This is a genomic window from Cellulophaga lytica DSM 7489 (assembly GCF_000190595.1).
Taxonomy (GTDB): Bacteria; Bacteroidota; Bacteroidia; order Flavobacteriales; family Flavobacteriaceae; genus Cellulophaga; species Cellulophaga lytica.
On sequence record NC_015167.1, the window covers coordinates 679,884 to 691,777 of the forward strand.

The 11,894-nt window shown below is 32.1% G+C and carries 15 protein-coding genes; 10 read left to right on the forward strand and 5 right to left on the reverse strand.

Going from position 1 to position 11,894, the window contains the following annotated elements; all coding sequences use genetic code 11:
- Window positions 1-35: 35 nt before the first annotated feature.
- From CELLY_RS03085 to CELLY_RS17310, 6 genes are all read left to right on the forward strand, one after another.
- Window positions 36-956, forward strand: a complete 921-nt coding sequence (locus CELLY_RS03085; protein WP_034646796.1) for a hypothetical protein — start codon at window positions 36-38, stop codon at window positions 954-956.
- Window positions 957-958: 2 nt separating this feature from the next.
- Window positions 959-2,113, forward strand: a complete 1,155-nt coding sequence (locus tag CELLY_RS03090; protein ID WP_013620196.1) for a T9SS type B sorting domain-containing protein — start codon at window positions 959-961, stop codon at window positions 2,111-2,113.
- A gap of 31 nt (window positions 2,114-2,144) precedes the next feature.
- Window positions 2,145-2,600: a GNAT family N-acetyltransferase gene (locus tag CELLY_RS03095; protein WP_013620197.1), complete on the forward strand. Its 456-nt coding sequence runs from the start codon at window positions 2,145-2,147 to the stop codon at window positions 2,598-2,600.
- 5 nt (window positions 2,601-2,605) lie between these two features.
- Window positions 2,606-3,352, forward strand: a complete 747-nt coding sequence (locus tag CELLY_RS03100) for a M15 family metallopeptidase (RefSeq protein WP_013620198.1) — start codon at window positions 2,606-2,608, stop codon at window positions 3,350-3,352.
- A 44-nt stretch (window positions 3,353-3,396) separates the two neighbouring features.
- The gene (locus tag CELLY_RS03105) at window positions 3,397-4,164 is read left to right on the forward strand and encodes a M48 family metalloprotease (RefSeq protein ID WP_013620199.1); all 768 of its coding nucleotides are present in this window, start codon (window positions 3,397-3,399) and stop codon (window positions 4,162-4,164) included.
- A 120-nt stretch (window positions 4,165-4,284) separates the two neighbouring features.
- Window positions 4,285-4,452: a DUF6747 family protein gene (locus CELLY_RS17310; RefSeq protein WP_013620200.1), complete on the forward strand. Its 168-nt coding sequence runs from the start codon at window positions 4,285-4,287 to the stop codon at window positions 4,450-4,452.
- Between the two features lie 105 nt (window positions 4,453-4,557).
- On the opposite strand, the gene CELLY_RS03110 is transcribed toward CELLY_RS17310, so the two are convergent.
- Window positions 4,558-4,983, reverse strand: a complete 426-nt coding sequence (locus tag CELLY_RS03110; protein ID WP_013620201.1) for an ankyrin repeat domain-containing protein — start codon at window positions 4,981-4,983, stop codon at window positions 4,558-4,560.
- Between the two features lie 239 nt (window positions 4,984-5,222).
- Here CELLY_RS03110 and gpmI point away from each other — a divergent pair, with 239 nt between their 5' ends.
- The 4 genes from gpmI to CELLY_RS03130 all read left to right on the forward strand — a co-directional run bounded on the left by gpmI (window position 5,223) and on the right by CELLY_RS03130 (window position 9,259).
- Window positions 5,223-6,740: a 2,3-bisphosphoglycerate-independent phosphoglycerate mutase gene (gene gpmI / locus CELLY_RS03115; RefSeq protein WP_013620202.1), complete on the forward strand. Its 1,518-nt coding sequence runs from the start codon at window positions 5,223-5,225 to the stop codon at window positions 6,738-6,740.
- Window positions 6,741-6,793: 53 nt separating this feature from the next.
- A complete protein-coding gene (map, locus tag CELLY_RS03120) occupies window positions 6,794-7,600 on the forward strand; it encodes a type I methionyl aminopeptidase (RefSeq protein ID WP_013620203.1) in 807 nt (268 codons plus the stop codon).
- Window positions 7,601-7,623: 23 nt separating this feature from the next.
- Window positions 7,624-8,415 carry a DUF3667 domain-containing protein gene (locus CELLY_RS16620; protein WP_013620204.1) on the forward strand — a complete coding sequence of 264 codons (792 nt, stop codon included), beginning with the start codon at window positions 7,624-7,626 and terminating at the stop codon, window positions 8,413-8,415.
- 79 nt (window positions 8,416-8,494) lie between these two features.
- Window positions 8,495-9,259, forward strand: coding sequence for a class I SAM-dependent methyltransferase (locus CELLY_RS03130; RefSeq protein ID WP_013620205.1), 765 nt, complete (start codon window positions 8,495-8,497; stop codon window positions 9,257-9,259).
- A 1-nt stretch (window position 9,260) separates the two neighbouring features.
- Here CELLY_RS03130 and CELLY_RS03135 read toward each other — a convergent pair whose 3' ends face one another.
- The 4 genes from CELLY_RS03135 to CELLY_RS03150 form a co-directional block, all read right to left on the reverse strand.
- Window positions 9,261-10,295: an FAD:protein FMN transferase gene (locus tag CELLY_RS03135; RefSeq protein ID WP_013620206.1), complete on the reverse strand. Its 1,035-nt coding sequence runs from the start codon at window positions 10,293-10,295 to the stop codon at window positions 9,261-9,263.
- Complete coding sequence (locus CELLY_RS03140; RefSeq protein ID WP_013620207.1) at window positions 10,273-10,632, reverse strand: hypothetical protein; 360 nt, start codon at window positions 10,630-10,632, stop codon at window positions 10,273-10,275. The genes CELLY_RS03135 and CELLY_RS03140 overlap by 23 nt, the downstream gene beginning before the upstream one ends.
- A gap of 84 nt (window positions 10,633-10,716) precedes the next feature.
- The gene (locus CELLY_RS03145; protein WP_013620208.1) at window positions 10,717-11,115 is read right to left on the reverse strand and encodes an ankyrin repeat domain-containing protein; all 399 of its coding nucleotides are present in this window, start codon (window positions 11,113-11,115) and stop codon (window positions 10,717-10,719) included.
- Window positions 11,116-11,302: 187 nt separating this feature from the next.
- Entirely contained in the window at window positions 11,303-11,686 is a 384-nt protein-coding gene (locus CELLY_RS03150; protein WP_013620209.1) for an ankyrin repeat domain-containing protein, read from the reverse strand.
- Window positions 11,687-11,894: the final 208 nt, after the last annotated feature.

Below are 11,894 nucleotides of genomic sequence, written 5' to 3' on the forward strand. Positions count from 1 at the left end.
TTTTAGAAATAGTTAAAACCAATAATTTAATGACGATGAAAAAAATAATTTTTAAACTAATGTTACTAGCTCCAATAGTAATATCTTATGGCCAAATAGACCCTAACCTATTGTTAGGACTTACAACTGCAACTTCTGCTGAAATAAGTGGAATAACCGGTTCGTTAGAAGGTTCTATTTTGTATAATACAGATGAAAAACGCATCTATTTATACAACTCATCCCTTTGGCAAAAAATTCCAGATATCACAGATTTACTACCCGCAACCTATACCCCCGGTTCAATTTTATACACCAATTCATCTGGAGAACCTGAAGAGGACAACAATCAAATTTATTGGAACAGTACCAATAACAGACTAGGAATTGGAACTAATACTCCAACAAACAAAGTACAAGTTACTGGTGCTATAAGAAGTGCAGGTTTATTAAATAGTGATGGTAACCAAGGTGAACCATCATTTAGATTTAATGGAGATACCGATACAGGTATGTACAGAACTGCTACCAACGAACTTAATTTTAGTGTAGGCAACAAGGAGGCTATTCGTATAGACAAATACAGCTCTACCAACTCCCAAGTTTTAATTAGTGAGCGTTTAGGTATTGGTTTTAACTTGCCTGAAGACCTTGCATACTCTGGAGAAAATGCGCATTCTACCTTAGATGTTAAAGGTTCTGTTTCTACAGCTATAGATGTTACCTCTGGAGATTTAGCTTTAGATGAAACCCATCATACTATAATATTAGGAGGTGCTCATAATATAACATTACCTGACGCATCTACCTGTAAAGGCAGAATATATATTATTAAAAACCCAATACTTTTTGGAATTGGAATAACGGCAAGCATAAGTACTTACAAAAGTTTATTAGGCTTAGATGTAAACTTAATAATTAGTCAAAAAACTATCTGGCTACAAAGTGATGGCACAGATTGGCAACAAATACAATAATAATGAAACACATACTTTTCTATATCTCTCTAAGTGTCTCTTGTATACTAACATCACAAAATGTGGTGCACAATACAGGGAACTTAAAAATTTTTAATGACGGACAAATTGGTTTTCATATTGATTTGACAAACGATGGAAATTTTGACCAAAACGAAGGTTTAGCCGGTTTTTATAGTGATGATACCAGGACTATCTCCGGAGCTTTTAAACCTGTTTTTAATGATATGGAAATTGTAGTTACCAATGACTTATTTTTAGATGTAGCCGTTGGTATAACCAACAATAACAATTTTATTTTAGGTGATGTAGTTACTCCCAGAAACGCTACAGATATAAATTTAGATTTTATTAACTACGCCTTTTATAATGGTGATGGTAACCTAACAAAAGTAGATGGTTACGCTGCTGTAACAGACAAATACAACTTTAGTTTCCCTGTTGGCGATGCTGATAAAATTAGACCTCTTTATTTAGATTCTGAAACAAATAACAATACTGCAAAGAGCGCTTACTTTTATGAAGACCCTAATTCTCCATCAACATTTACAAAAACCTTTAATACAGATAATTTTGCTGATATTTTAACTGCTGTAAGTACATATGAGTTTTGGCACCTAGAAGCAGACACCAACTCTAAAATTACATTAACTTGGGATGATGATAGCAGTATAGACAGTTTTACTGATACTATTGAAGATTTACGCATTGTAGGATGGAACAAAACATTAAACATTTGGGAAAATCTAGGCAATACAGATATAACCGGAAACTTTAGTTCTGGCTCCATAACGTCAGATACTTTTGTGCCAAATAATTATGATATAATTACCTTTGGGAGTAGTTTAAGTGCTATTTCTACTAATTTTGAAAACTATTTTGTATCTCCAAATAATGATGGTGTTAATGATTTTCTTTACTTTAAAGAAGTATCGTTATCTCCTAAAAATAACAACTTAAGAATATATAGCAGATGGGGAAGAATTGTGTATGACAAAGATGCTTACAACAATACTTTTGGAGGTATAGCTAATGTAAGTGGCGTTGTAAAAGCCGGTAATGCTCTACCAGATGGTGTTTACTTTTATATTTTAAATTTAAAAGATGTAAATATTATACACCAAGGGTATATCTATTTAGGAAAGCAAAACCAATAATGCGTACTTTTGTTTTTCATTTATTAACAGTATGAAAGACCAAAAAGAACTTACATTTAAATTAATTTCTGCTATTGAAACTTACCCAGTTAGACATCCTGTATTAAGAGCAGGTAAACCCCTATCTTCGTGTGAGTTTTCTGGTGATAATTTAAAAACTACTTTTCATATTGGCGCATACCAAAACAACCAATTAATAGGTGTTGCAAGCCTGTTACAAGTAAAAAATACTTCTATTTTAAATGTTTTTGCTTACCAACTTAGAGGAATGGCCATAGCTAATGAACACCAAGGAAAGGGACTTGGCAAAAAAATTATTAACTATGCAGAAACAATTTTAAAAGAAAAAGGCGTTTTATTATTGTGGATGAACGCCAGAGTAAGCGCAATTCCTTTTTATACAAAATGTGGTTATACCAAAAGTGGCAGCATTTTTGACATACAAAAGGTGGGACCACACGTGGTTATGTTTAAAAAATTAAATTAAGAGTTATGCAAAGAAGATCATTTATCCTAAAAACCGGAATTATAGGTGCTGCCGCAATTACGGCTCCACAACTTATTTTTGCTCAAGAGCAAGAAGAAGAAGTTACCTATTCTATTGAAGAGTTAATGGGTAAAGCAGATATAGATTTGTATGGCAAAGGAATTAACCTAAGAAAAGAAGCCCATGATGCTTTTAAAAAAATGAAAGTAGCTGCTTACAGTGCTGGCATTGATTTAAAAATAGTATCCAGCTATAGAAATTACTACAGACAAGAAGGTATTTGGGAACGTAAGTATTTAAAATATACAGACGATCAAAAAATGAAACCTTTAAATGCTATTGATAAAATTATTGAATACTCTACTATTCCTGGTACAAGTAGACACCATTGGGGAACAGATATTGATATTATAGATGGCTATCAAAAAACTAGCGGAGATGTTTTAGTTCCTAAAAAATTTGAAGAAGGTGGGCCGTTTGAAGACCTTAAAAAATGGATGGACGAAAACGCGAACGACTTTGGTTTTTACTTAGTGTATACTAACAACAAAAAACGTAGAGGTTTTAAATATGAGCCTTGGCATTATAGCTACGCCCCTATTTCTAAACCTATGCTAGAACAGTTTAGAGGTAAAAATATTATGAGGTTGGTAAAAGAGCAACAACTTTTAGGTGGTGAACACTTTACTGCTGGCTTTTTAAAATCTTATATAGTAAACAATATTTTAGATATTAATCCAGAACTTTTATAACTCTTTTTGTATCTTGGTTTTTAACTAACCAAGAATAAACTATAATGAGAAGAGGAAATTGGAAAATAAGAATACTTATAGGGCTTGCCATTGTTGCTTTTGCATACATACAAAGGTGCAGCAATAAAGAAGAAAACCCGTATACCGGTAGAGTGCAAAATATTAATATGGATGCCAATCAAGAAATTGCTATTGGTTTACAAAGTGCTCCACAAATGGCACAACAACACGGAGGTTTATATCCAGACCAAAAATTGCAAAATTTTGTAGATGCTGTTGGCAACAAATTAGTACAAAATAGTATTGCTAAAGACACTCCTTACAAATACGAGTTTCATTTATTGGCAGACGAAAAAACCATTAATGCTTTTGCGTTACCAGGCGGACAAATATTTATTACCTATGCCCTATTCTCTAAGCTTAATGAAGCACAATTGGCTGGTGTTTTAGGACATGAAATAGGACACGTAATTGGCAGACATTCGGCAGAACGTATAGCAGACAGCAATTTTTGGCAAACATTATCTACAGGGGCATCTGTTGGTGCAGATATGGGAGGTGTTGTTAACGGTATAGGACAAAAAACCTTACTCACTAATGGTCGTGGAGACGAATTAGAAAGTGATGAACTTGGAGTGTTATTTATGATACAATCTGGTTACAACCCAGAAGAAATGATAGCTGTAATGAAAATTTTAAAGGCAGCCGCAGGACCTAACAGGCAACCAGAGTTTCAAAGCACTCACCCAGATCCTGAAAACAGAATAGAAAAAATTAAAGAAGCAATAGAAAAATATAAAAACGAAAAATAACTATTCGACGAAATGCATTTTAATCTCGTTATTTTTATTTAGCTTTGTAGCATCCCAAACCTAACTTATTGTTTTTAACCATTATAGCTTTGAGAATATTAATTCTAAAAAAGAGACTATATGGGAAGGCTACTAGAATACAAACGAATTTATTTAAGCGCATTTGACAATTGCAGACCAATACTGGCTGTGATTTTATTAAAAGCATATTCATTTTTTTGCTTTGCGCTAATATCTATAACTGTCTATGCATTTTTATACAGAGCATTTACAGGGTTTAGATTCTAAAAAATTATACTTTTTTACGAGAACACCTAAAAGTATTACCTAATAAAAAAATCCCTTTGAGTTTTCTTCAAAGGGATTTTTTAGTTGATGATTGTTGGATGAACTCTACTTTCTTTTTCTTTTATTTTTTCTTGCTAACTTTTTTTCTTTAGCTACTTGCTCTAAAAAAGCTATAGTTTCTTTTGCATTAGATAATTCTGCGTGCTTCATTATTGTACGTCCTTTATCGCATTTAATTCTAATATCTGCACCGTTTGCTACAAGTATCTCTAAAATTTCTACCTTATTGTATCGCGCAGCAAATATAGCAGGCGTCATACCATTCGACTTTTTATTTACATCTTCTCCAAATTCTATAAGTTTACGTACCGTTTCTACATCGCCCTTTAAAATAGCCATACAAAAAGGGTTTACGGTTTCTAAAGCAACATTTACTACTTTGTAATTTGGTAATACTGCATTAACATTTGCTTTTACTACTGTTGTTGCTACCACTAAAGCAGCCGCAAAAACTAAAATTGTTTTTTTCATGATGATTGTTGTTTTTTGATTTAATTGATGAATTGTATACACAGATAAAGACGACAACTAGGAACATATGTTTCAGTAAAAACTGATTATAACATAATTTTAACAGCTGTTTTAAGAAACGATATCGTTTTAGTAAAACCAATACGTTAACACTTTCTAAAAAATGAAAAAAAGACAAGTAAGTTAACCATAAAACTTAATAATTGGTGCTATTTTTGAGTAGCAAAAAAATAAAAAAGATGAACAAAAAAGTTATTTTAATGATTTTAGACGGATGGGGGAAATCTCCAGATCCTAAAATCTCGGCCATAGAAAACGCAAATACTCCTTTTATAGATGGATTGTATACCAAATATGCAAATGCTAATTTATTAACCGACGGAATGAATGTTGGTTTACCAGAAGGACAAATGGGTAACAGTGAAGTTGGACATATGAATTTGGGTGCTGGCCGTATTGTTTATCAAGATTTAGCAAAAATTAACTTAGCTGTTAAAGAAAATACTCTTAAGGATGAGGAAGTAATTAAAAACGCCTTTAAGTATGCTAAAGAAAATAATAAAGCTGTTCATTTTTTAGGTCTTCTTAGTAATGGTGGTGTACACTCACACACTTCACATTTAAAAGGGTTAATTACAGCTGCTGAAAGTTATGGTGTAGAAAATTCTTATATACATGCTTTTACAGATGGTAGAGATGTTGATCCTAAAAGTGGTAAAAGCTACATAAATGATATTATTACCTTTTGTAAAGATAAAAACACCAAATTAGCAAGTGTTATTGGTCGTTACTACGCTATGGATCGTGATAAACGTTGGGAGCGCGTTAAATTAGCATATGACTTATTAGTTAATAATGCCGGTACAAAAACCAACAATGTAGAGCAAGCTATACAAGATAGCTATGATAACGATGTTACAGATGAATTTGTTAAGCCAATTGTTGTAACAGATAAAAATGGTGACCCAACAGCAAAAATACAAGAAAATGATGTTGTTATTTTCTTCAATTTTAGAACAGACCGTGGTAGAGAACTAACAGAAATGTTAAGTCAAGAAATGTTTCATGAGTACAACACACACCCGCTAAAGTTATATTATGTTACAATGACAAATTATAACGAGGCCTATAAAAATGTGCATGTTATTTATGACAAAGCAAATATTGAGGAAACTTTAGGTGAAGTGTTATCTAAAGCAGGAAAAAAGCAAATTCGTATTGCTGAAACAGAGAAATATCCTCACGTTACATTTTTCTTCAACGGTGGTAGAGAGGTTCCTTTTGATGGTGAGCAGCGTATTTTATGTCCGTCTCCTAAGGTTGCTACTTATGACTTACAGCCAGAAATGAGTGCTTTTGATATTAGAGACGCTATTATACCAGAATTGAACAAAGCAGAGGCAGATTTTGTTTGCCTAAACTTTGCTAATCCAGATATGGTAGGACATACAGGAGATATGCAAGCCGCAATAAAAGCCTGCGAAACTGTAGACAGTTGTGCAGAAGCTGTAATTACTGCAGGTTTAAAAAATGATTACACTACTATTGTAATAGCAGATCATGGTAATTGTGAAACTATGGTAAACCCAGATGGGAGCCCCAACACTGCACATACAACCAATCCTGTACCACTAATTTTGGTAGACAAAGAATTAAAACAAATTAATGATGGTGTTTTAGGAGATATAGCACCTACAATTTTAAAATTAATAGGAGTAAAACAACCAGAGCTAATGACACAAAAATCTTTAGTTTAAGATTTTTAACGTTATAATACTGTTTTTATAAGATTGTTTTACCTTTGCAAACTATGGTAAAAATTAAAACACCTGAAGAAATAGAAATAATGCGCGAAAGTGCATTAATGGTTTCTAAAACATTAGGCTTAATTGCTAAAGAAATTAAGCCTGGTGTAACTACATTGCAGTTAGATAAAATTGCAGAAGAATTCATTAGAGATAATGGTGGTATTCCTGGTTTTTTAGGATTATATGATTTTCCTAACACATTATGTATGAGCCCTAACCAACAGGTTGTACACGGCATACCTAATAATAAACCATTAGAGAATGGCGAAATTATATCTGTAGATTGTGGTGTATTAAAAAATGGTTACTACGGAGATCACGCATACACTTTTGAAGTTGGAGAAGTAGATCCGGAAACTAAAAAATTGCTTGATATTACTAAGCAATCTTTATATGTAGGTATAAAAGAATTTAAAGCCGGCAATAGAGTTGGTGATGTTGGTTTTGCAATACAACAATTTTGCGAAGCGCAAGGTTATGGTGTTGTTCGTGAACTAGTTGGCCACGGCTTAGGCAAAAAAATGCATGAAGGACCAGAAATGCCTAACTATGGTAAACGCGGTAGAGGCAAAAAGTTTGTTGAAGGTATGGTAGTTGCTATAGAGCCAATGATTAACCAAGGTACAAGAAAAATTGTACAGCATAGTGATGGTTGGACAATTACAACTTTAGATAACAAACCAAGTGCACATTTTGAGCATGATGTAGCAATTGTAAATGGCAAACCACAATTATTATCTACTTTTGATTATATTTATGAAGCCCTAGGAATAGAGAGTAATGAAGAGGATGAGTTTAGGGTAAAATAACAACCTAACCACATCTTTAATTTATGAATTGTAAAACGTGCAATACAGGCATTACAAACACACATAAATATTGCTCTAATTGTGGAGCAAAAATAGTTTTAGACAGAATATCATTAAAAGGCGCATGGCAAGAGTTCATTGGGCCTTTTTTTAGTTGGGACAATAACTTCTGGAAAACCTTTTTTAACTTATTTACAAAACCTAAAGAGGTTTTAGAGGCTTATATAGGTGGTGCTCGTAAAAAATATTTTCAGCCATTTTCATATTTGGTAGTTTACGCAACTATTGCCTTAATTATTAATAAAATTTTTCCTAGTACAGAAGTAGCAGATTTTACTAACGGTATCAAATCCGGTTTAGGGGATGCTAACCCCAAAGCTCCAAAAGAGGCATTAGAAAGCATAAATATAATTTATCAGTTTTACTCTAATTATTATAATCTAATTATAATATCTAGCATTCCTGCGTATAGCTTACTAACATATTTAACTTTCAAAAAAAGAGACCATAACTACTCAGAGCACTTAGTTTTTAACGCATACATACAAGCCAATTTAGGCTATATACTTATTGCTTCACAACTTATTTTTTTTAACCTTATAGGGCTTTCAAAAGGACTAATTTCAAGTGCTTTTATACTTATATCTGCTATTTATGGATTATATGTTTTCATAAAATTATATCAACTTACTTTTAAACAAACACTCTATGCCTTTTTTAGATATGCGGGCTATATTATACTAGCTTTTATTACTTTAATGATTTTAAGTATTGGTGTTGGTATTTTGTATGCAATGACAATAAAAACTAGCTAAAACATACTTTTAAAGTATATTTACGTTTTAATAATTGCTACACAAATATGAAGCAAGCATTTAGTACCTAAATACATTTATGAAAAAGCTTTTTAAGACTATTTTAAATACCATACCTAGACCACTATTAATAAAACTAAGTTATGTATCACGTCCTATACTAACATTTTTTATGCGTGGCAAAACCTATGTAGACCCAATAGATGGCAAAGGCTTTAAAAAGTTTTTACCGTACGGATATGAAAAGCAACGAGACAATGTATTATCTCCTTCAACACTATCGTTAGAGCGCCATAGACTTCTTTGGCTTTATTTACAGAGCGAAACAGACTTTTTTACAGCAGATCTTAAGGTGCTACATTTTGCACCTGAACAAGCGTTTTATAAGCGTTTTAGAAAAATGAAAAATTTAGAGTACACTACCACAGATTTAGAATCTCCTTTAGCAGATGTAAAAGCAGACATATGCAACTTACCTTTTAAAGACAATAGTTATGATGTTATACTATGCAACCATGTTTTAGAGCATATACCAGATGACACCAAAGCTATGCAAGAAATGTACAGAGTTTTAAAACCTGGCGGATGGGGAGTTTTTCAAATACCACAAGATTTAAGTAGAGAAAATACTTTTGAAGACGATACCATAACAGATAAAAAAGAACGTACTCGTATTTTTGGACAGTATGACCACGTACGTATTTACGGCAAAGATTACTTTGCCAAATTAAGAAAAATAGGATTTACGGTTGAAGAGGTAAATTACACTAAAAAATTACCACCACAAGATGTTAAAAAATATTGCTTAGCCCAAGGAGAAATAATACCCGTAGTAAAAAAATAGCCTACTCTAATAGTAAGTCTTTAAAGCCTTTTGTAATATATTCTTTTGTATTACCATCATCATCCAAATAAATAATGTAGGCTTGCAATGTAGAGTCTTTTTCAATTATTTTTTTAGAATCTTCTAAATCCATTGCCATAAAAGAAGTTGCATAACCATCTGCTTTAGCACAGTTACCGGTAATAATAGTTGTTCCTAAAACTTTAGCGTTTTTAGTATACCCAGTTTTTGGATTTAATGTGTGCACATATTTTTCTTTGGTAACTGGATCTACTCTAAAATGCCTGTAATTACCTGAAGATGCCATAGCTACATTTTTAAGTGTTACAGCTGCTTTATAATTGGTTCGGTCTTCAACCTCAGGGTCATTAATACCAACAACCCATTTTTTCTTCTTTTTTAAATTTTCGCCTTTAGCATAAATCTCTCCTCCTACTTCAATTAAAAAGTCTGTAATACCCTTACTCTCTAACATTACTGCTAGCCTGTCTATAGAATACCCTTTAGCAATAGCATTAAAATCAAACAAAATGTTAGTATTTGCTTTCTTTATGGTGCCTTTATTAGTTAGTTCTACTTTACTAAAACCAACATACTCTAACAAGCTATCTACTTTAGAGCTGTCTAATTTTATTTGCTCTCCTGGCCCAAAACCCCAAGCATTTACTAAAGTCCCTACAGTAGGATCAAAATAGCCATCAGTTTTGCTATTAATATCTTTAGATAGGTTAAAAACCTCTTTAAACATATGGTCTACTTGTAAGGTAGAATCTCCTTTATTAATTTTAGAAATGTCTGATGAAGGCATATAGGTAGACATAGACTTGTTTATCACTTTAAAAACTGAATCTATTTCTTCTTGAAAATTAGTCGTTTCATTTGTAAAATAAATAATACTGTATGATGTACCCAGAGCAGATCCATTATTTCGGTTCTCTACAATTTTAGATTTATTATCATTTTTACAAGCTGTAAATAAGCAACCGGTAGCAATAAATAGTACTACTTTTAATTTATACTTTAATAAGTCCGTCATAATCTACTATATATTCTTCATTTAAATACACTGGCAAGTTAGGGTCTGCTGCATTAGTTAACCTTACTCCTGCATAATAAGCAGTAGCATCCATTTTTTCTGCATGATCTTTCATTTTTTCCATAAAAGGAATGTCGTATGCATTAGGATTGTTAGGGTAAGCAATTGCCCTAACAACTATAAAATGTAAAACTTTATCTTTTAAACACACAAATTGAGGGTTACGCTTAGGTTTACTGTTAACACCCATAAACTCATACCCATTTGCCTCTAAATGCTTACCAACAATGTTCATTGCCAAGTTATGTAGCTCTTGCTCTGTTAATGGTTTTCCCATACTGCAAAATTAGAATAAAAAAAGAGACTGCCCCAATAAAGAAGCAATCTCTTTCTAACTAAATTAAATAAGAAATCTTAAGCTCTATAAGCTTTTTAAATATTTTACAGCAGCATGTGCATTGGCAGCTTTAGCATATTTTAATGCCGTAACACCAATTTTAGATTTTGCCTTAACATTTGCACCATTTGCTACTAAAAGCTTCATAAGCTCTACTTTATTATATCTTGCAGCGTACATTAATGGAGTCATACCCATTGTACCTGATTTTTGATTAATATCTGATCCAAATTCTAAGAATTTTTTAGTGGTATCAAAATTACCCTTAACAACAGCTATGCTTAAAGGAGATAAATCCTTGATAGTTGTTTTTTCAATTTTTAAATTTTTCTTTAACACTGGTTTATCCGGACCATTACTAGCTGATAAACTTGTTGCTACTAAACTAAATACGATTCCGAAAGCGATAATTGATTTTTTCATGATAATTGTTTTTTGATGTGATGATTGTTTTTTTTTGATTTTAATAATGTTGTTTTGACACTACACTTATATAGACGATGAAAAATTTATTTTGTTTCAGAAATTTTTCATTATAACTTTTATTTAACACTGATTAGGAGTTAGTTAAAAGCTTGTTAACGTTCTAAAAACAAGTTGTTAGCATTGCTTAAATTGATTGCAAAAAGGCCACTGCTTCTGAGGCTTTAGATAATTTTGCATAGCCAAGTGCCGTATAGCCAATTTTAGATTTTAATGTAGTATCTGCTCCATTACTAATTAACAGTTTTAACAGTTTAACATTGTTATACCTTGCTGCATACATTAAAGGTGTCATACCTGTACTAACAGATTTTTCATTACTATCTGCTCCATACGCCAAAAAACTTGCCGTTGTACCATAATCTCCTTTTGCTACTGCAATACTTAAAGGCGAAACATTTTTAATTGTTGTTACATTAATTTTTTTTATAGGTAATGGCTTTTTCTCTGATGCTATAGAAGTTGCTACTACACTTAATAAAAGACTACATGCGATGATTGATTTTTTCATGATTGATGATTTAATTGATTACTAAATTTTAATTACAATGTAAAAGTAGAACAGTAATACAGTAAAAAAAATAGTTTTATGATGAACGGTAATAACCAAGAAACGAACGGTGAAAAGCAAGACTTTAATTAAAAATGCATATTTAAATAGAAGTCACATTAAAAATAGTGCATAAAAAAAGCCAGTACAAATGTACCGGCTTTTAAAC

Coding starts and splice junctions, on each gene's coding strand:
- CELLY_RS03090 (WP_013620196.1), top strand. CDS start 959: ATGAAACACATACTTTTCTATATCTCTCTAAGTGTCTCTTGTATACTA.
- CELLY_RS03105 (WP_013620199.1), top strand. CDS start 3,397: ATGAGAAGAGGAAATTGGAAAATAAGAATACTTATAGGGCTTGCCATT.
- CELLY_RS03095 (WP_013620197.1), top strand. CDS start 2,145: ATGAAAGACCAAAAAGAACTTACATTTAAATTAATTTCTGCTATTGAA.
- gpmI (WP_013620202.1), top strand. CDS start 5,223: ATGAACAAAAAAGTTATTTTAATGATTTTAGACGGATGGGGGAAATCT.
- CELLY_RS03085 (WP_034646796.1), top strand. CDS start 36: ATGAAAAAAATAATTTTTAAACTAATGTTACTAGCTCCAATAGTAATA.
- CELLY_RS03150 (WP_013620209.1), bottom strand. CDS start 11,686: ATGAAAAAATCAATCATCGCATGTAGTCTTTTATTAAGTGTAGTAGCA.
- CELLY_RS03110 (WP_013620201.1), bottom strand. CDS start 4,983: ATGAAAAAAACAATTTTAGTTTTTGCGGCTGCTTTAGTGGTAGCAACA.
- CELLY_RS03100 (WP_013620198.1), top strand. CDS start 2,606: ATGCAAAGAAGATCATTTATCCTAAAAACCGGAATTATAGGTGCTGCC.
- map (WP_013620203.1), top strand. CDS start 6,794: ATGGTAAAAATTAAAACACCTGAAGAAATAGAAATAATGCGCGAAAGT.
- CELLY_RS16620 (WP_013620204.1), top strand. CDS start 7,624: ATGAATTGTAAAACGTGCAATACAGGCATTACAAACACACATAAATAT.
- CELLY_RS03130 (WP_013620205.1), top strand. CDS start 8,495: ATGAAAAAGCTTTTTAAGACTATTTTAAATACCATACCTAGACCACTA.
- CELLY_RS03135 (WP_013620206.1), bottom strand. CDS start 10,295: ATGACGGACTTATTAAAGTATAAATTAAAAGTAGTACTATTTATTGCT.
- CELLY_RS03145 (WP_013620208.1), bottom strand. CDS start 11,115: ATGAAAAAATCAATTATCGCTTTCGGAATCGTATTTAGTTTAGTAGCA.
- CELLY_RS17310 (WP_013620200.1), top strand. CDS start 4,285: ATGGGAAGGCTACTAGAATACAAACGAATTTATTTAAGCGCATTTGAC.
- CELLY_RS03140 (WP_013620207.1), bottom strand. CDS start 10,632: ATGGGAAAACCATTAACAGAGCAAGAGCTACATAACTTGGCAATGAAC.